This is a genomic window from Wolbachia endosymbiont (group A) of Therophilus tumidulus (assembly GCF_964277345.1).
Lineage (GTDB): Bacteria > Pseudomonadota > Alphaproteobacteria > Rickettsiales > Anaplasmataceae > Wolbachia > Wolbachia pipientis.
Window position 1 is genome coordinate 1,129,303 of record NZ_OZ195515.1, and the last position, 18,078, is coordinate 1,147,380.

Consider the following 18,078-nt stretch of genomic DNA (forward strand, 5'->3'; position numbering starts at 1 on the left):
TGGTTTCCATCCAAGACGGCAGTAGCCCCTTCGGTGTCATTCCAGTGTCAAGCACTGGAATGACAAAGGAGAGCAGTGTCAGCTACTTGGATGACACCTTTTTTCTACTTAGTGTGGGTTATACAAGAAGTCTATTGTATGGCTATTGCTGGTCGTATATTACTTATAGCTTATCTATTCAAATTGCAACTTTGTTTTTCATGATTAATTATTGACAGAAATTATTAATTGGGTTATTATTAAATTATCGTTAACAAGTGAGGCAAAGAAATGATGATATCCAATAATTCTTCATTGCTAAAAGATAGTCAGGAGCTTACTAAAACTAAGCAGACTATATGGAAACCTTTAATTGCTGTTTCATTATTATCTATATTTAGTTTCATATCTGGTCAATATCTTCCTTATGTTATTATAGCAGTTTCTGGTTCTGGTCCTATTGCAGCAGTTCCTTTAGCAATTTTTGCTGTTTCTACGGCTGTTGCATTGATTTCAAAAATATATCTCATTAGACTGGCCGTTTCTAGAGCTGACAATAAGAAAGAAGAACCACAAAAATTTGTGTGTAAAAATTGTACTAATCTGGAGAATAAATCAAATGTACCTACTCCTCAATCACCTCCAGTAACGTTTGGAACACAACCAAATCCAAGTGCCAATATGCTACAGCCGCCGCCTCCTCCTCTATCAAGCTGTGCATCACCACCACCTCCTCCTATGCCAACTCCTGAGCAATTGAATCAAACAAGTGGTGCAGTACCTCCACCACCTCCTCCTCAAAATTCATCAACTCAACAGGGTAGTAATGATTTACTTAATAGTATAAAAAAAGCTGGCGGTAAGGCAGGTATGAGCAAAGAACAGAAAAAAGCACGCGATGAAAAATTAAAACAAAATAGGGAAAAACGAGAAAAGAATAGTGAAGGTGAGCAAACAGATTCCAAAAATGCTTTACTTGCAGAAATAAGAGGAGGTTTTAAATTGAAATCAGTTAATAAAAATCAACAAAGCCCTGAGAAGAGTACTCCAAAAACAGAGTGTGATATAGCTGTTATTCTTGCAAGGAGAGTAGCCATGGAATGCTCAGATAGTGAAAGTGAGAGTTCTAGTAGAGAGTCAGGTTGGTCTGATGAAGGCGAACAGGAAGAAGTAGGACCGAAACAAAAGATGCTGACAAAACACAGGAAAAAATCTATGCCTTCAAACCCCCAATCGTTCCATAAAGAAAGAAGCAAGAGTCCTGACAGTGGGCATGTATCTGGTGATGATGCAAAACCTGAACCCACATCTCCGTCACATCCTGCACCAGAGGCAGGGAAGCCACCGATACCGCCTAAGCCTGCTGGTTTACAAACGAAACCTGAAGCTCCTCCTGTAAAAGAAGAGAGTCCAGTAAGCAGTGAGATGAAAGATCCATCTACTCTTTCTGTTAAGGATCACATAACAAAGTTTGGTGGAGAAGCGTTGCGATGCCAAAAGGAAAATGTTGTACAAAGACTATGATAACTATGAAATGGTCAGCCATGCACTTCCCTTCCTTTTCAAAATAAGTTTACCTACAGGTCTGATTGTATTAAGATTACTTAATACAATCAGATCTATTATATGCGTTTATCCAAGTATTACTTACCAACTTTAAAGGAAAAGCCTGCTCATGCTAAAATTATCTCCCATCAATATTCTTTACGTGCAGGTTTAGTAAAACAGGTAGCATCTGGCATCTATTCTTGGTTACCACTTGGTCTCTTAGTGCTTAAAAATATTGAAAACATTATCAGAGATGAAGTGAATAAATCTGGTGCAATTGAAGTGTTGATGCCTTGTGTCCAACCAGCAAATCTTTGGCGAGAATCGGGACGTTATGATGATTACGGTAAGGAAATGTTGCGTATAAAGGATAGGCATGAGGAAGATATGCTTTTTGGTCCAACGTACGAGGAGGTAGCAACTGATTTAATTAGAGATGTGGTAAAAAGTTACAAAGATTTGCCACTTTGTTTATACCAAATTCAATGGAAGTTTCGTGATGAGGTAAGACCACGTTATGGTGTTATGAGGGGCAGGGAATTTTTGATGAAGGATGCGTACAGTTTTGATGTAGATTACGAAGGTGCACTGAATTCATATAATTTGATGTACAAAACTTACATAAAAATCTTCAAACGCATGGGACTTACCCCAATTGGAGTGAGAGCTGATACGGGGCCAATTGGAGGAAATTTGAGCCACGAGTTTCATATATTGGCAAACACTGGTGAAAGCACTTTATATTACGACAACAAATTTTCTGAACTACTAGAGAGTGAAGATATTGAAAGTTTAAAGAGTATATACGCAGTTGCAGATGATATGCATGATCCTGAGACTTGCCCTATATCACAAGAGCAGTTAAATGTTAGTAAAGGTATTGAAATAGGGCATATTTTTTATTTTGGCGACAAATACTCAAAGCCTATGAAGGCAAGTGTTACTTCTCAAGATGGAAAAAATGTCAATATACATATGGGTTCTTATGGCATTGGGGTTTCAAGGCTTGTTGGTGCAATAATAGAAGCTTTTCATGATGATAAGGGAATTATCTGGCCAGAATCGGTGGCTCCTTTCAGAATTGGTTTAATCAATTTACAAACGAAAGTAACGGAGGCTGCAGATAAAATATACAAAGCTTTGAAGAGCGATGAAGTGCTTTACGATGATACGGAAGGAAGTGTAGGAGTAAAATTTTCTAGAATGGATCTGATAGGCTTGCCGTGGCAAATAATTGTCGGAAAAAAGGCAATAGATGAAAAGATAGTTGAAGTAAAAAATAGAGCAACTGGAGAGGTAAAGGAAATGCAGATTGAAGAAGCAATAAATCACTTTAGCACAAAATGATACACGGTATCGGCACTGACATAGTATATATACCAAGAGTATTGAGAATATTACAAAAATACGGGGAAAAATTTCTCAATAGAATCTACACTGAAAAGGAAATAGAGCTAAGTAGAAAGTATAATAGTCAAGAAATGCGAGCAAGGTATTTTGCTAAACGCTTTGCAGCAAAAGAAGCTTTTGTTAAAGCACGAGGTACTGGATTTAGTCAGGGCATTACAATGAAAGATATAGAAATATACAATGATGTGAGAGGCAAGCCATATCTTACCGTTAGCAAGGATTTTATCTCCAAAATTCATCTTTCTTTAAGTGACGATGGAGATTACGCTACTGCATTTGTTGTAATTTGCGTCTATAGCTCACACAGATAAAGTTTACTCTTTTGTCATCTTATGGCTTACTGTATGAACATTCATTTTTAAAGGTAAACTGCACAGCAAATGGTCAGTGCTTGACACTGTCCTCCTTTGTCATCCCAGTGCCCAGACACTGGTTTTCTGCAATCTCATCGAAAACGTTTTTCTATGCTAGTTTGCTTGCTCACAAGAGACCTCTTTCGAAACTCATATAGACAGCTCAAAATTGTGAATTCCTGCTATTAAATTGAATCTCAAGCCAAAACGTTTTCTCCGATTGCGGTATCTGTCTGCAATAATTTTGAATCTTTTTAACAGACCAATTACATTCTCAACTACTACTCTTTTGCTTGCTAGCTCCCGATTTTCTACCTTTTTTTCCTTAATTAAGGGACTCTTTTTCATCCTTCTGTGTGGCAACTCGACATTTTTGTGAATTTTCTGAAAACCTCTATAGCCAGCATCGGCTAAAACTTTTATACCTTCTGATACATGCACTTTTGACTCCTTGAAAAGCCGAAAGTCATGCTTTCTCCCGTTTGAAAATGACGTACAAATAATTTTCTTGCTCTTCTTTTCTGCAATTATTTGTGTTTTTAGCGTATGTTTTTTCTTCTTTCCTGAATAAAATCTTTTCTGCTTTTTTTTGGTCTCTCTACAGGTGTTTCCGTTGCATCAATCACCAAAATCTCATATTTCACGTCGCTTTTTAGGAGTTCTTTTCGTCCTGGCAATGCGAAATCTTGGTGTTGTATTAGAGTATCCTCTACCCATTTTACAGTTTTATATGCCGTACTTTCACTTACTCCATAACTTTGACTTATGTGAAAATATGTACGGTATTCTCGTAAGTATTCTAATACCATGAGCAGCATATTCTCCTCGTTTAGCTTATTTTTCCTTCCTCCTTTGGCTTTCTTTTTTTTATTTTCTTCACATAAAATCCCTACCATTTTGTTAAATGTTGATCTCTTTACTCCTGTTAGTCGACGAAACTCCCCTTTATCGAGCTCTTTCACTATTTCATACTTCATTTCTCCTTACCTCAAAATTACTATTTTTACTGCTTTATCCTAGTTTCGAAAGAAGTCTAAGCAAACTTTCCTGGATCCAAGTAGTCAGGGCACTGGGATGACATCTTTGTTGTGTTTAACAAAAACAAATGTTCGTACAGTTGTGGAATGAATCGCAGTATAGCTATAGCATACACAAACGACTAGTTTGCCAAAAAAACATAGCGGTTTTTCTATGATTTTAGTATAATTCTAGCTTTACCTAAACAAAAAGATGAATTATTTAATGGACTGTGTTTTAACGTCTCTTTCCTTACCATTTTCAATTACTGAGAATTATTTATTAATTACTGCGTTGATTCCACTTTTAAGTGCGTTAGTTATTTTTTTTACTGGTAAATGGCCCGGAGTGAACAATAGTATTACTGTCACTTCTTCTGTACTTCTGTTTACGTATACGTGTCTGTGCACTTTATATTGGGTATATGGTGATCATTCTCAATTTATTCTCATGGATTTTGGTAATAATTTGCACATTAGTTTAAAGCTAGAGTCTACCGGAGTAATATTCAGTTTATTAATATCGTTTTTATGGGTGCTGACCAGTATATATGCAATATGTTATATGCAGAATAACTATGCTGATAGCAATCACTCAAGTTTTCTATGCTTTTTTTCAATATCGATTGGCTGTGCAATGTTTATTGCTTTTTCTGGAGACTTGCTCACTACATTTGTCTTTTATGAGCTTCTAACTATTAGTACATACCCTCTGGTTACTTACAACTCAACAAATGAATCAATGATTGCAGGACGCTATTACTTTGGCGTGCTATTTTTCTCTTCTTTGGTATTATTTTTTCCTGCAATAGGCCTTTTATATCATGAATTTCATACTTTAGACTTTGTAAGCGGTGGAATATTCAAATTTGATACTTCACTCATCACTTTCATTGCAGTGTGTTTTGCTATGCTGATTTACGGAATAGGAAAAGCTGCATTAATGCCAATGCATTTTTGGTTACCAAAAGCAATGGTTGCACCAACTCCTGTGAGTGCACTACTGCACGCTGTTGCTGTTGTGAAATCCGGAGTTTTCATCATCATAAAAGTTATATTATACACTTTCGGCGTCGATAATATGCAACGTTTTGTGCAGCAAAATTGGTTTGCTGGAGGGTGGCTTCCGTACGCTGCTGGATTTACTATTATTACTGCATCATTGATTGCACTAAAGCAAAAAGAATTAAAGAAATTGCTTGCTTACTCTACCATCTCTCAATTGTCGTATATTATATTATTCGCTTCAATTTTTAGTGATCTCAGCATGAGGGTTGCAATTTTTCAATTAGTTTGCCACGCATTTGCAAAAATCACTTTGTTTTTCGTTGCCGGAGCAATAATAACGAGAGCAGGTGAGAAATATATAGATAAGATTTACGGTATAGGACGCAGTATGCCAATTAGCATGACAGCATTTGCTATAGGTGCATTGTCTATGATAGGGGTGCCGCCTGCTCCGACTTTTTGGGGTAAATTTCTCATTTTTCAAGCTGTTTTCAACTCTGGCAATGTAATACTTTCTGTGTTTGTAACTCTAGTGTTAATTGTTAGTACTATACTCAACGCTCTGTACTTTTTACCGATAATTTACAACGCCTTTTTCTTAAAACCTTCTCAGAATTACTTTATTAAAAAAACACCAATTCTTCTAGTTTTACCTCCAGTTATTACTGCTATGTGCACTTTGGTTATTTTTTTTAGCTACCAAGTAATATTTTAAAATCTGTATTTATAACCATTAACAATAAATTTAAATGGTATTATACCAGCCAGAGTTGCTTTTATATTCGACAAAGTGAAGCTAATCTCCACAGTATCCTCCTTATTTTGCTCGGTTGTAAAAACTACAGTAGCATTTCCAGCAAATGTAACTAAGTCCTTGGTCGATCGATCAATAGATAATGTTATTACATTTATGTTGGCGATTTTTCTTTTAGATAAAGACAAATTACCAGCTTCATTATTCGTTTTTTCCTGAAAGCCTTGATAGATTTTATGTATAGAATTGTTTCTTATAAAATTTTCTTGGTACTTCGGTTCAACGATCTTAATGGACTCGTATATTTCAATGTATTTACTTATTAAGTACCTCGCTGTGGAAGTGTATTCATCTTCCTTTTTACTGAAACTAAGCTTATGCATTGCAGAGAACTCATCTTCTGTGTGGTTCATATACTTCACAAAATTTAAATCTTTTTTAATAGGAAATAACAGGTATATGTTTAATGTTAATAAACATAAGCATACTAGGAGAAGCGATACTATTAATGCCATCCAAGATCTTTCTGCTACACAAAACAGATACCTATGGCAGTACCATTCGACTGCTTTACTGAAATAACTTTTGTTTTTTACTGATTCAAGCAATTTATCTTCCATAACACAATACTACCAGACCTAATCGGATCATTATAATAACAATAAGCTTAGATACTCTAAAAAAAACTTTAAAATATGTCTAAATTTTCCCAAATAGGATGAATGATTATATCACCTTGTTCTGCAATGAGGTAGAATTTATCGATTTTGCTCACATCTATATTTATCATTTTTACACTGAAATTTTCAGGATCATAAGTATTACTTTCTACACTTTTGTGATAATTATAATAATGTAATTTATTTTGATCATCAAAATAACCAAATTCATCAGCAAAGGTTCCCACTTTTCTACCTTTACCACTTTTGACTAGCTCAAATAGATCAATTACATGGTTTTGGGATCCAGGCTCAATAGGCCCTTCTGCAGCAAAAAATTTAGGTGCATGACCAATGTATTCCTTAAATTTTAGATTATGAGTCTTTTTTACACTACCAAAATCCACAAATTTATATTCATCTGAAATACCAGAATATTGTGGATCATACTTTTTATATTCAAAAAACTCATTACCTAAAAAATTACAAAACGTTAATTTATAATTATCATGATCGGATTTTACGACTTTAAGGTAATGAAAATCTCCAGGAATCTTTACTTCCTCTTCCGTAATATGATTACGTACAACAAGCTCACCATTTAGCATATGATAGCCAATTTTTGGCAAAGTAGCTATATTGATTGTCTTGTTTAGCTTAAAATTTGCTTCATAAATGCCACTTAACAACTCCTTTCCTTTTTCTAGGGTTATGTCTTGATCTGAAGCTATATTCTTAATTAAGCTTAATTTTTTCTGCATGTTCAATATGGCTTTCGTCAAAACTTCTATTGATTGCCATACAGTTAATTTATTATCAGTCAAATTATATACTTCGAGTATTAAATTAACAGAATTTTATCATGAATTTATGTTAAAAGTATTATACTTTGTAAACTTATGTCATGATATTAACTACATTAGCTAAAACATGCTTTTTATCTAAGTGGAGTTGCTTTGCGGCAACGAAAAGTTCATCTATTTTTTTCCACTGACTTAGCAGAATTTCAACACCATTTACCTCTCTCTTTATGCTTTCTAAAATGAAGGCCTGAATTATATATGATGCTAGTTCTAGTTCGATTTCGCTATTAATTACTTTATTAATCATATTGGGATTCTTTAAATCATGAAGAAATTTATAAAAGCATTTGTATGCTTCATAAGCATCACTACTTATTGTATTTATTATCATTCCTGGCATTCCAGGAAATAAAGTAATCATTTCGTCAAACGTTTGATTATCAAATTTACATTGAGATGAAGCAACTTGCTTTGTTTCATCATAAGTTAATGGGAGTAAATTTAGCTGAAAGCACCTACACAAGATAGTGGTTTGTATATCATATGGCTTATGGCTAATTATAAATATCTTAGAATTTTTTGGCGGCTCTTCTAATATTTTCAATATTGCGTTTTTAGCGTTATTAGTCATTGCCTCTAAGCTATCTATTATAGCTATTTTGTGTTCTGATTGAATGGGACTTAAGTGTAGAAAGTTTTTCATTTCTCTGACTTTTTCTATTCCGATAGTATCACCTTCAACAATGTGTAAGTCCAATGCTACTTCATTATAGTTTTTTATGAGTAACCAATTGGAGAAGGATTTTGCAAGTGTTGCTTTTCCTATACCTTTTTTACCACAGATCAGCCAAGACTGAACAGATAAGTTGTTCATTATTTTTTTTTTGGCTTGGTTGTGGCCTATTACTTTTTTCATTCTTTCTCCTATAGATTTTAGTTTGAAAATGCGTTGTTTACTGTTTGTAATGAAATTGCACCTTCCCTTAAAACCTTAATCTTATCTTCGGTTAAGTCAATAATAGTAGATTCTATACCAGAAACTAGTTCGTCATCTTCAATCACTACAGATAAATGTTGCTTAATGGATTGTGGTATATCGTTTGCCTTACATACACTTTCTTTTCCTGAAATATTTGTACTAGTTGCAACTATTGGAACTTTCAGTTTGTTTAGTATTGAAATTGCAATAGGATGCTCAGGAATTCTGATACCTATACTATCTTTAAAGAATTCGTTTGGCAATATGTTGTTGTTTTTAAGTGGTAAAATATAGGTAATTGGTCCAGGAGAAAAGTGGTTTATTAAATCAATATATCTTTCCTTTACCTTTGCTATTTTTGTCAAATTGTAAATATCACTAACAAATATAGACAGTGGTTTATTTTGAGAGCGTTTCTTTATCTGATATATTTTTCCTATAGATTCATTATCTAGTGCATTACAAGCAAGAGCATACACTGTTTCTGTTGGAAAACACACTAATAAATTGTTCTGTATTGCATTTATTATTTTAGATACCATATAGCTAAAAACTTATTCATAACAACTAGATCAGTTTTGTTGCACTGTATCTTATATAGTAACTGCTAGTTTTTGTAAACGTAATGCAACGCAGCTTACCATTTGTTATGCAGATTTGCTACAACCCAAACTCTTCATTGACTTTATCAATTATTGCCTGTGGTGGATCCTCTCCCCATCCTGAATACAAAATCTCTCCATAGTCTGCAACATCTATAGAGCCAGTTCTGCTTTTTGCTAGAAACATTTCTCTTTTCTCTTTATCAACTAATACATAATGCCACGCTGATTTTCCACGATCTTTACCACGGACTAAGTATATAAGATCTGACCTACTTCTTTTTGTTGCATCAGCAAAAGATCTTTCATTGACAGTTCTGCTTTTACTTTTTATGCCGCCACTTTCAGAAAAAGCTTCCTTGGATTCGGTTTTTTTGCCTGCTAATTCAGAAATTTTCCCTTTTTCCCCTAATGCCCGTTCTTTGGTGTTTTGAGACGAATACTTACTGGAAAAACCTTCCCCTGTACCGCCAGGAGTCCTGTTTGTGAAACGCTTAGTAAATGAATTATTGTCGTTGTTTTCTGCCATAAAAATCTCCAAACTTTAGATTGTAGAATCCAAACTTTTACTACACTTTATCATATGTTAATTAAATTAATATAAATGAAAAATAATATAGTAATTATTACAGGAATTACGGCCTCAGGTAAATCAGAATTATGCGATAACCTGATAGAAAAATATGGAAATATTAGTATAATAAATTGTGATTCAAAGCAGGTATATGAAGAAATTCCCATAATTACTGCTCAACCACCAAAGCAAGAAGTATTTTATAAACTATATGGTTATGTTTCAGCAAAAGAAAATTATTCCGTGGGTCTATGGTTAGAGGATTTAGAAAAAGAAGTTAATCACGCATTAGAAAATGCTCAAATACCTATCATCACTGGAGGAAGCGGGCTTTACATCAGCAGTTTCATCAAAGGCTTATCATCAATGCCACAAATAAGTCAGGAAGTGAGAAAAAACGTAAGTGAGCTCAGGAAAAATTTAAGTAAAGAGGAGTTCTATAAATTAGTATTAAGCAAAGACTCAAAAGTTCAAGATAAAATCTGTATTAATGACTCGCACCGTCTTTCAAGAGCACTTGAAGTTATCACTGAAACTGGTAAGACAATCTTTGTATGGCAAGAAAATAGACAGCCTCCTTTATTCGATAATTTTAAGATATATACAATTTTGCCTAAACGTGAGGATGTATACCAAAAAATAAATTCTCGTTTTATCAAAATGATTGAAAATGGAGCAATTGATGAAGTAAAAAAGCTACTTAACATGAACCTAGCCCCACATTTGCCAGCTATGAAAGCACACGGAGTGCCAGAAATTATAAAGTACTTGAAAGGTGAGATTACTTTAGACGAAGCGATACAGATTGCTCAAACCAATACAAGACACTACGCGAAACGTCAGTATACTTGGTTTAAAAATCAATTTCCGAGTTCTAAAGTAATTGATTGTGCAAATAAGCTTACAGAGATTGAGATATCTTAATCATTATCAAGGCTAAGTCCTACCCTTATCGTGGGTAAGTGACTCTACACTGTTCACTTTCAGTTGCTTATCCAAGTCATGCTCTATTTTCAACTTAAATCCTAGCTTCTCGCAGAATTCGTAAAAATACTCCTTAATGACATCAAATAAATTTCTGCCATCAATTTTGTAATCTCTCAATTTTCGAGGAACAGCAAGTGACAATTTACCATCTTCATATGTTACATTTTTATCACCTTGAGACTTAAGTGTGAATTCTAGCGAGCTATCCAATTTACATAATTCTTCTTCCAGTTCTGCAAAAGTGCGAACTGCAATTTTTTCTTCAATTCTGATTGCCGCATGACTTGGATCACTACAATTAATATGTGTTACATGATTAGACTGAAACAATAACCCATATGTTTCAGCTAAATGAAGGATAGGTCCTCCTTTACCATACAATGCACCCACATAAGCAGCCTGGTTACAATTAGTGATTAGTTCTTCTAGAATAGAATCATTTGGAACTTCTGCTTCAGCATATTCAAATAGCTCTGTAAAAACTTGTTTTACAAATTGGCGGTACTTATTTTTGTCATTTGAAATGAGGTTGGTATGTTTATTATATAATTCATCAACAAGCTCTTTTGTTATAACTTTGTTCTGAATAACAAGTTTCATTCTTGGAAGATCTACGTACATAGTTGCACCAGAATTCGCTTCAGCATTATCTTTACCAGCCCTCAACCTGCTAAAACCAAACTTTTCTGCTTGAGCTCTTAGTGTAACTATTGGATTTTCCTTTTCTTTTGGTGTAGAGCTGTTCATCATTAATACCTTGATATAGACTGCTAATGGTATAATAACACATAAAAATGATTAATAAGTTAATAAAATACCTACTATAAGCCCTATGATAGCAAATATAGTTAGGGGTAACTTAGGCTTACCGACGATTTTAAAAACAACAAATTCGTCATTCCGTTACGTGTTAGCGGCTGAGATACCGCGAATGAATCGCGGTATAACGTTAGAGAGCTGTGCTAGCTATAGTGCATACCTGACCATAAGGTGACAAGATTTTAAAAAGGCTCTATAACAGTTTTACACATGTATGAATCTCAATGAGCAATCAGATTTTTCTAAATAGCAGGCTGGAGAATATACCTAAATTTCATTCCACAATATTGCCTAAACTTTGTGGTGGGGACAAAGTGGTGGACCTGCTATTTTATAGGCCACTCAGTTATGTGGATAGAAGTAAGTCACTGCCCGATGCTCAAGTTGGAGAATTTACAACTTTTATTGCAAAAGTTTATGAGCATCAGTCGCCTACTTTTAGAGGTAGACCATATAAAATAGTCGTTGAAAGTGAGAGTCAGTATATGTTCATAGTCTTTTTTAATTACTCAGTTAAGTATTTATATAAACTATTTCCAACTGGAGCTTCTGTAATCATCAGTGGCAAGCTCGAAAAGTTTGCTGAACATTGGCAAATTACTCATCCAGATTACGTGTCGCTTGACATCAACCAATTTAAAGAAATAGCTTGCATAGAGCCAGTCTACCAATTATGCCGTGGCATTACCAATAAGAGCATTGGAAACATAATAAGCTCTAACCTGAAAGAATTGCCTGATTTGCCAGAGTGGATAGATGATACATTAATCAAGCAAAAAAAATGGCTAAGTTGGAGGGAAAGCATCATAAAGTTGCACAGGCCAAGCTCATTGGCGGAAGCCGAGGTTTGTAGAAAAAGGCTTGCTTATGATGAATTGTTTGCGTATCAGCTAGCACTGAAACTTGCAAGAGAGAATCATGTAAAAGAAAGGGGAAGAGAATTTATAGTATTGAGTAAATATAAAGAGCAAGTTTTAAATGAATTATCGTTTCAATTAACAAACGATCAAATTCGTGCAATAGATGAAATTTCAGAGAGGCAAAAATCCAAGTATCGCATGATAAGCTTGCTGCAAGGTGATGTTGGTAGTGGCAAAACCGTAGTTGCACTTTTTGCAATGATAAATGTGGTAGAAAACAACATGCAGGCAGCTCTAATGGCACCGACTACTATCTTGGCGGAGCAACATTATAATTGGATTGAGGAAGTTTTATCCTGTACCGATATAAAAGTTGCGCTGCTTACTGGTAAAACTTCGCGCAAGGAAAGAAAGATTATCATGAACGAACTTGCAAGTGGTGTTTTAAATATAGTGATTGGCACTCATGCACTATTTCAAGCTAACGTTACATTTAAAAATTTAGGGCTTGCAGTCATAGACGAGCAACAGCGATTTGGAGTGATGCAGAGAAATCGCTTGGTAGGAAAAGGAGAAAATGCCGATATACTTTTCGTTACTGCAACTCCCATTCCAAGAACCTTGCAGCAAGCTATGTATGGTGATGTTGAATGTTCAATTTTGAAAGAAAAACCAAAATCCAGATTGCCAATAAAAACTGTAACTATGAACATTAGTAGGGTGCCAGATGTTATTGAAAAGCTAAAAGGTGCTATAAACAGGGGCGAAAAAGCATATTGGATTTGTCCATATATAGAAGAAAACGAAGAGACCAATATTGCTGCAGCAGAGATGCGTTTTCAGGAATTACAAAAAACATTTCTTGATAAAGTCGGGATAATACACGGAAAATTGACTCAGGAGCAGAAAGATCAAGTTATGTTTTCCTTCAAAAGGAATGAATTTTCTCTGCTTGTTGCAACCACTGTGATAGAAGTTGGTATAGATGTGCCAGATGCAACCATCATGATTATAGAAAATGCAGAGCAATTTGGGTTATCACAATTGCATCAGTTAAGAGGCAGAGTAGGGCGAGGAAACAAGCCATCTTTTTGTGTATTATTATACGATAATTTAAGTAAAAGCTCATCTTCAAAGTTAAAGATCATGTGTGAGTCACAAGATGGATTTTACATTGCTGAAAGGGATATGATGCTAAGAGGCAGTGGAGATATTTTAGGCACAAAACAATCAGGATGTATGGAATTTAAATTTGCTGATTTATATCAGGACAAAGAGCTGCTCAATCTCGCGTATAATAACGCAAAAGGCGCAATGGCTGATTTTGAATTACTGCTTGATATATTTGAATATAGGAGTAGATTACATTTTTCAAAATTTCAGTAGGAAAACCAGGTAGCCCACAGAAACGAAAAAACTTCCTTGACAAACTCCGCCAGCCCCCTTATCATGAAACTGAAGCTATTGTATTTGCTTTCGCCAATCTGCAGATTAAAAGGTAAGGATTACTTAATGTATCGGCGTCTTATGTTCAATTTTTTGCAGTATATAGATACTGTATGTCTTTACAAAACTTCATCTACATCTAGATTTTTATCTAAATAAGCTGAACGCGCTTATAAAGCGTTACAAGACATCAAAAAATGCCAATACTCGACAGAGATAGTAAAAGACTAGCTAACTCGGGGATTCTTTGTCTTTTTTTCTGCTTAGTAAATTTCTTAAACGTTTGCAGCGTAAGTTAGTTGCAATTAAAAGCAGCTGAATTTCGCTTGTCAAGCGTTTAAAACATAAAAAACGCCAATATTTTAAAGCGGATAATAACCACGGGGCTTCTTTTGCCTTTTTTTTCATTTGGTAAATTTCTTAATGTTTATGGCTAAACGACAACCGTCATCCCGCTGCTTGTTAGCGGGATCTCTTGTTAGCGGCTGAGATACCGCGAATGAATCGCGGTATGACGTAGATTGCTGTCATTCCAGTGCTCCTTTTTTTGTCATCCAAGCAGCCTCCTATGGTGTCATCCCAGTGCCCAGACACTGGGATCCAGCATTTCATGCAATCCCATCAAGAACGTTGTATTTTACATAACACTTTTATGCTTACCAACCCAGTGTCCAATCAAAATTCCTGGATCCCAGTGTCTGGGCACTGGGATGACATCATAGGGACACTGGGATGACACCATAGGGGCACTGCCGTCATAAAGGAACCAGTGTCAGCTACTTGAATGACATCATGGGGGCGCTGGCCTGACAACCGTCATCCCGCTGCTTGTTAGCGCCGCGGCGGTATGACGGTCCGCTGCTTGTTAGCGAGATACCGCGAATGAATCGCGGTATGACGGTGTAATGACGGTTAAGTAATTCGTTATCCCGCTGCTTGTTAGCGGAATCTGCTGTGGCGACATAAACTCAAATCATTTCAAATTTCAATCCAAAGAGGTATCATTATGTCAAACAACTTCAATTTTAAAGAATTTTTTAACCACTATGAAACAAATAGTACGTCAGATGATATACAAAGGTATTATTTGCTGTGGAAATCAGTAATAGCGCAGGCAATGATTGATGCAGCAAGTCACTGCAAAAAAACAGAAAGCTTGGTAGAAAAACGTAAGGCAATTTCTTGGTTATCAGACTTTAGTCAAGATTTTGTGCACACATGTATATTGGCTGATTGTGATCCGGTATACGTAAAAAATAAAATACAGCCAACCTTAAAAAGCCTTACTAGATAAAGCCTTTTTATATACTTAATGAGGTTTACTCCTTTTACCGAAAAAAATATAATTCAATCTCCTATCTATAGTTGCCTCTATATCTTTGATTAATAGCTGCTTTATCATGTTTACTTTTCGCTTTGCATCTTGAGCTTGACGCTCATTGTTACCACTGTTATTGCTGTAATTATTCTTATCACTATAACTACTGCCACTTGGTTTGCTACTGTTACTGAACTCACTACCCTTTTTTCCTCTTGTGTTGAGTATCTGTATTATCTTTTCCTTTAAAAAGGACTTCCAGCCTGTGCCAAGTAATAATTTATAGAGAAAATGCGGAGTAAGAAACGCCACTAATATTCGAATAGAAATTCCGTAACCGAGATCTTCCCTATTTTCATAATACCACTTGCAATATTGAAACAAACGGTAAAACGCATTTTTGAAAGAGCAAAATTCTACAGCATACCAAAAACCATTGCTGAGAAACATGAGCACAATGCTGAATGTGTAAAGATACATTGTGAAGAGAAACAGTTTCACAATTATATCTTTTAGACTACCTAATATATAATTCAATAATCTTAATTTATAGAAAAGTGATATCATTTCACACCCACTTCAATATGGCTGGGGTGGAAGGATTCGAACCTTCGCGTGGCGGTATCAAAAACCGCTGCCTTACCACTTGGCTACACCCCAATACTACTTACATCAATAACACTATTAGCCCAATTAGTAAAAGATTTATTTGCTTTTTCTATGGGCATCACAGCAATAGCTGGCTGATCATAAGAATGCATTGCTTCGATTTTTTCTACAATTTTATCAACTTGATCATTCCTGCTCTTCATAATTGCCACTACTTCACAACTATTACTAATTTTACCTTCCCATAAATACAGAGAATTCACTTCGGGAAATATATTTACACATACAATTAATTTCTCGTTTAACAATTCTTCAGAAACAGTTTTAGCCTCCTCAAAATTTGAAAAAGTTGTATAAACCAAAACTAAATTATTCATTAGTAGCTACATAAATGCATTGCTACTATACTCTACCGAGATTTATTCATCAAGAGAAAATAACGCCAGCGCGTACTGTATGAACATTTGTTTGCAAAGGTAGTATGTTAAGTGTTATAGCTAGTTTGCCTCAAACGTAAAGGTGTCATCCCAGTGCCCCTGTGATGTCATTCCAGTGCTTGACACTGGAATCCAGTTTTCCATATAATCTCATCGAAAACGTTGTAACCACTTCCTATGCTAGTTTGCTTGTAAACAAGCAAACTTTCCTGGATCCCAGTGTCAGCTACTCGGATGACACCTTTCCTAGCAGAGAAATCACAATGTTCATACGGTTGTACGCATACCGCTGGGATCTAGGATTTTTCTATAGTTTAAAAACAAAAAAAGGACGTTACTCATTGAGTAACATCCTTTTGGAGAAGGTAGAAGTTTTACTTATTACACTGTTCCTGGAGTTGCTGTAGCTCTTGAGTTGACAGGTTCTGCACTAGGTTGATCTAGAGATGCGCGTCGTTTTGCCAACTTTTCTTCGAGTTCTCTGTCAAATTCTTCTTTTAAAGGAAGAACTTGTTTTCTTGTTAGCGTAGAAGAACCAGAACCCATTCCACTATCAGTAGAATTACTGTGAGTGAGAGTTCTGTTACTCAAACTATCCAGGTTTTGCTCCACAATAGGATCACTGAGAACATCTTCACTGAAAGAACTTTGTCCATTTAAGTTAGTCAATGAGGCGCTTCTAGGTAGTTCTGGTGGAGCAACTGGAGTAAGCTTAGGAGTTAAGCTACTAGATGAATTGCTTCTACGGACTGTTGCAAAGTTCTGAGAATCTGAATCAGAGACAGTAGCAGTACTTTCAGTTCCTATAGAATTTAGTGAATTGCTTTTTGACAAGCTGTTAGATTGTTCAGAGCCTTTTCTTCCCAGTGAAGAGAATGATGATGACACAGACCTAGTTAAACTTTTGACAGAAGGCCTGTTAGCTTTTTTCTCTGCTCTGTCAAACATATTGCTTACGCTTGAGTACAAATGATTTTCTCTACATTCTTTAATAACCTTCTTAATTTCATCGTAATGTTCAGAGAAAACACTGTCGATGAAATAACTACCTTTAGGTAATGACCTTTGTGTTAACAAGTTATGCAAGCTTTTTTCATTTAAATTATTAATGAATTCTTTCTGTACTTGCCATCCAGAAGTATGTTCAATCTCCCCTGATTTTGCCTTCTCTGCCATTTTTAAATCAATTTCTGACGATATTCCAGAAAGTACATTTTTCACTAACCCAGAATTATTTCCTTTATCAGCAAAAATTGCTTTCATATCATTTCTTATTTCGTCAGATTTCTTAATTGCATCTGGAGTAAACCTTTTTACCTTATCTAAATAGTCCGTCTCACCAGATGCCTTATGGAACTTATTTGCCACTCCTTCGCCTACAAAACTAGCGCCTTTTTTCAGTGAATCTACTGAATGTTCATAACCTTCTTTCACCTTATCTTTAACATGTACAGCACCATCTCTAACTTTTCCGGCAGCGTATGTTGATGCGTCCTTAACTTTCCCAGCAGTATATTTCGCCCCATCAACTGTTTTTTCTGCTGACCACTTGAGCCCTTTATATCCAGATTGAACTGTTTTTACAGCGACTTTTACAGCGAAATATAAAGCAAGACCAACTATAGCACCTGGTATAGCAAGTGTTGCACCAACTGCCAAAAGTGGTAGTACTGCCGTAAATAATCCACTTGCTGCACTTACTACAAGAATCTTATCTCCTTGTTTCATCTTAGAGAATTCTGTATCTCCTTTTAACAGGTCAGTCATTCTTTCTTTTAGCTTCTTGTGATCATTAGCAATATCTGAATTTGGTAGATTTTGCATCGTTTTATTCAAATCAAAACTATCTTCTGGTTGGTTTTGTTGAGTTCCAACAGAATTTGAATTTTTTTCATTATGTAACATTTTAAACCTCAC

General features: G+C 35.3%; 19 protein-coding genes and 1 tRNA gene. 9 read left to right on the forward strand and 11 right to left on the reverse strand.

Annotation, left to right across the window (positions count from 1 at the left end):
* Nucleotides 1-270: 270 nt before the first annotated feature.
* The 4 genes from ACICQD_RS05960 to ACICQD_RS05975 all read left to right on the forward strand — a co-directional run bounded on the left by ACICQD_RS05960 (nucleotide 271) and on the right by ACICQD_RS05975 (nucleotide 3,448).
* Nucleotides 271-1,503, forward strand: coding sequence for a WH2 domain-containing protein (locus ACICQD_RS05960; protein ID WP_395461752.1), 1,233 nt, complete (start codon nucleotides 271-273; stop codon nucleotides 1,501-1,503).
* Nucleotides 1,504-1,605: 102 nt separating this feature from the next.
* Nucleotides 1,606-2,874, forward strand: a complete 1,269-nt coding sequence (proS, locus tag ACICQD_RS05965) for a proline--tRNA ligase (RefSeq protein ID WP_353282120.1) — start codon at nucleotides 1,606-1,608, stop codon at nucleotides 2,872-2,874.
* A complete protein-coding gene (locus tag ACICQD_RS05970; protein ID WP_341820479.1) occupies nucleotides 2,871-3,248 on the forward strand; it encodes a holo-[acyl-carrier-protein] synthase in 378 nt (125 codons plus the stop codon). The genes proS and ACICQD_RS05970 overlap by 4 nt, the downstream gene beginning before the upstream one ends.
* Nucleotides 3,249-3,259: 11 nt before the next feature.
* Nucleotides 3,260-3,448, forward strand: coding sequence for a hypothetical protein (locus ACICQD_RS05975; RefSeq protein ID WP_395461753.1), 189 nt, complete (start codon nucleotides 3,260-3,262; stop codon nucleotides 3,446-3,448).
* On the opposite strand, the gene ACICQD_RS05980 is transcribed toward ACICQD_RS05975, so the two are convergent.
* Nucleotides 3,441-4,267, reverse strand: a protein-coding gene (locus ACICQD_RS05980) for an IS5 family transposase (protein ID WP_395461446.1) whose coding sequence is annotated in 2 segments (ribosomal slippage) — nucleotides 3,441-3,880 and nucleotides 3,880-4,267 — 828 coding nt in all. Because the reading frame shifts where the segments join, the coding sequence is not laid out codon by codon here. The genes ACICQD_RS05975 and ACICQD_RS05980 overlap by 8 nt on opposite strands.
* Nucleotides 4,268-4,532: 265 nt before the next feature.
* Here ACICQD_RS05980 and ACICQD_RS05985 point away from each other — a divergent pair.
* The gene (locus ACICQD_RS05985; RefSeq protein WP_010962853.1) at nucleotides 4,533-6,029 is read left to right on the forward strand and encodes a proton-conducting transporter membrane subunit; all 1,497 of its coding nucleotides are present in this window, start codon (nucleotides 4,533-4,535) and stop codon (nucleotides 6,027-6,029) included.
* Here the strand turns inward: ACICQD_RS05985 and ACICQD_RS05990 are convergent.
* From ACICQD_RS05990 to ACICQD_RS06010, 5 genes are all read right to left on the reverse strand, one after another.
* Entirely contained in the window at nucleotides 6,026-6,688 is a 663-nt protein-coding gene (locus tag ACICQD_RS05990; protein ID WP_010082435.1) for a hypothetical protein, read from the reverse strand. The genes ACICQD_RS05985 and ACICQD_RS05990 overlap by 4 nt on opposite strands.
* A gap of 68 nt (nucleotides 6,689-6,756) precedes the next feature.
* Nucleotides 6,757-7,551 (reverse strand): hypothetical protein, encoded by a 795-nt coding sequence (locus ACICQD_RS05995; RefSeq protein ID WP_022626354.1) that lies wholly within the window; start codon nucleotides 7,549-7,551, stop codon nucleotides 6,757-6,759.
* Nucleotides 7,552-7,624: 73 nt separating this feature from the next.
* Complete coding sequence (locus ACICQD_RS06000) at nucleotides 7,625-8,446, reverse strand: AAA family ATPase (RefSeq protein ID WP_151807995.1); 822 nt, start codon at nucleotides 8,444-8,446, stop codon at nucleotides 7,625-7,627.
* A 17-nt stretch (nucleotides 8,447-8,463) separates the two neighbouring features.
* Nucleotides 8,464-9,051 (reverse strand): L-threonylcarbamoyladenylate synthase, encoded by a 588-nt coding sequence (locus ACICQD_RS06005; RefSeq protein WP_006280292.1) that lies wholly within the window; start codon nucleotides 9,049-9,051, stop codon nucleotides 8,464-8,466.
* A gap of 118 nt (nucleotides 9,052-9,169) precedes the next feature.
* Nucleotides 9,170-9,640, reverse strand: coding sequence for a hypothetical protein (locus ACICQD_RS06010; protein WP_010082479.1), 471 nt, complete (start codon nucleotides 9,638-9,640; stop codon nucleotides 9,170-9,172).
* Between the two features lie 75 nt (nucleotides 9,641-9,715).
* Between ACICQD_RS06010 and miaA the strand changes: the two genes are divergently transcribed.
* Complete coding sequence (gene miaA, locus ACICQD_RS06015) at nucleotides 9,716-10,609, forward strand: tRNA (adenosine(37)-N6)-dimethylallyltransferase MiaA (protein ID WP_395461754.1); 894 nt, start codon at nucleotides 9,716-9,718, stop codon at nucleotides 10,607-10,609.
* A gap of 12 nt (nucleotides 10,610-10,621) precedes the next feature.
* Here the strand turns inward: miaA and ACICQD_RS06020 are convergent, their stop codons facing one another.
* Nucleotides 10,622-11,419, reverse strand: a complete 798-nt coding sequence (locus tag ACICQD_RS06020) for a hypothetical protein (RefSeq protein ID WP_395461831.1) — start codon at nucleotides 11,417-11,419, stop codon at nucleotides 10,622-10,624.
* A 296-nt stretch (nucleotides 11,420-11,715) separates the two neighbouring features.
* Here ACICQD_RS06020 and recG point away from each other — a divergent pair, with 296 nt between their 5' ends.
* The 3 genes from recG (at nucleotide 11,716) to ACICQD_RS06035 (ending at nucleotide 15,091) form a co-directional block, all read left to right on the forward strand.
* Nucleotides 11,716-13,737, forward strand: coding sequence for an ATP-dependent DNA helicase RecG (recG, locus tag ACICQD_RS06025; protein ID WP_395461755.1), 2,022 nt, complete (start codon nucleotides 11,716-11,718; stop codon nucleotides 13,735-13,737).
* Nucleotides 13,738-14,332: 595 nt separating this feature from the next.
* Nucleotides 14,333-14,533: a hypothetical protein gene (locus ACICQD_RS06030; RefSeq protein ID WP_213863044.1), complete on the forward strand. Its 201-nt coding sequence runs from the start codon at nucleotides 14,333-14,335 to the stop codon at nucleotides 14,531-14,533.
* Between the two features lie 270 nt (nucleotides 14,534-14,803).
* The gene (locus ACICQD_RS06035; protein WP_007549783.1) at nucleotides 14,804-15,091 is read left to right on the forward strand and encodes a hypothetical protein; all 288 of its coding nucleotides are present in this window, start codon (nucleotides 14,804-14,806) and stop codon (nucleotides 15,089-15,091) included.
* 15 nt (nucleotides 15,092-15,106) lie between these two features.
* On the opposite strand, the gene ACICQD_RS06040 is transcribed toward ACICQD_RS06035, so the two are convergent.
* The 4 genes from ACICQD_RS06040 to walE1 all read right to left on the reverse strand — a co-directional run bounded on the left by ACICQD_RS06040 (nucleotide 15,107) and on the right by walE1 (nucleotide 18,066).
* The gene (locus ACICQD_RS06040) at nucleotides 15,107-15,565 is read right to left on the reverse strand and encodes a hypothetical protein (protein ID WP_395461756.1); all 459 of its coding nucleotides are present in this window, start codon (nucleotides 15,563-15,565) and stop codon (nucleotides 15,107-15,109) included.
* 135 nt (nucleotides 15,566-15,700) lie between these two features.
* Nucleotides 15,701-15,775 (reverse strand) — tRNA-Gln (locus ACICQD_RS06045).
* Nucleotides 15,766-16,101 carry a divalent-cation tolerance protein CutA gene (gene cutA, locus ACICQD_RS06050; protein WP_006279213.1) on the reverse strand — a complete coding sequence of 112 codons (336 nt, stop codon included), beginning with the start codon at nucleotides 16,099-16,101 and terminating at the stop codon, nucleotides 15,766-15,768. Before cutA ends, ACICQD_RS06045 begins: the two co-directional genes overlap by 10 nt.
* A gap of 441 nt (nucleotides 16,102-16,542) precedes the next feature.
* On the reverse strand, nucleotides 16,543-18,066 hold the full coding sequence (gene walE1, locus ACICQD_RS06055) for an actin bundler (protein ID WP_395461757.1): 1,524 nt from the start codon (nucleotides 18,064-18,066) through the stop codon (nucleotides 16,543-16,545).
* Nucleotides 18,067-18,078 lie beyond the last annotated feature (12 nt).

Coding starts and splice junctions, on each gene's coding strand:
- ACICQD_RS06005 (WP_006280292.1), bottom strand. CDS start 9,051: ATGGTATCTAAAATAATAAATGCAATACAGAACAATTTATTAGTGTGT.
- ACICQD_RS06040 (WP_395461756.1), bottom strand. CDS start 15,565: ATGTTTCTCAGCAATGGTTTTTGGTATGCTGTAGAATTTTGCTCTTTC.
- ACICQD_RS06020 (WP_395461831.1), bottom strand. CDS start 11,419: ATGAACAGCTCTACACCAAAAGAAAAGGAAAATCCAATAGTTACACTA.
- ACICQD_RS06035 (WP_007549783.1), top strand. CDS start 14,804: ATGTCAAACAACTTCAATTTTAAAGAATTTTTTAACCACTATGAAACA.
- cutA (WP_006279213.1), bottom strand. CDS start 16,101: ATGAATAATTTAGTTTTGGTTTATACAACTTTTTCAAATTTTGAGGAG.
- ACICQD_RS05990 (WP_010082435.1), bottom strand. CDS start 6,688: ATGGAAGATAAATTGCTTGAATCAGTAAAAAACAAAAGTTATTTCAGT.
- recG (WP_395461755.1), top strand. CDS start 11,716: ATGAGCAATCAGATTTTTCTAAATAGCAGGCTGGAGAATATACCTAAA.
- ACICQD_RS05960 (WP_395461752.1), top strand. CDS start 271: ATGATGATATCCAATAATTCTTCATTGCTAAAAGATAGTCAGGAGCTT.
- ACICQD_RS05985 (WP_010962853.1), top strand. CDS start 4,533: ATGGACTGTGTTTTAACGTCTCTTTCCTTACCATTTTCAATTACTGAG.
- ACICQD_RS06010 (WP_010082479.1), bottom strand. CDS start 9,640: ATGGCAGAAAACAACGACAATAATTCATTTACTAAGCGTTTCACAAAC.
- ACICQD_RS06000 (WP_151807995.1), bottom strand. CDS start 8,446: ATGAAAAAAGTAATAGGCCACAACCAAGCCAAAAAAAAAATAATGAAC.
- miaA (WP_395461754.1), top strand. CDS start 9,716: ATGAAAAATAATATAGTAATTATTACAGGAATTACGGCCTCAGGTAAA.
- ACICQD_RS05970 (WP_341820479.1), top strand. CDS start 2,871: ATGATACACGGTATCGGCACTGACATAGTATATATACCAAGAGTATTG.
- walE1 (WP_395461757.1), bottom strand. CDS start 18,066: ATGTTACATAATGAAAAAAATTCAAATTCTGTTGGAACTCAACAAAAC.
- proS (WP_353282120.1), top strand. CDS start 1,606: ATGCGTTTATCCAAGTATTACTTACCAACTTTAAAGGAAAAGCCTGCT.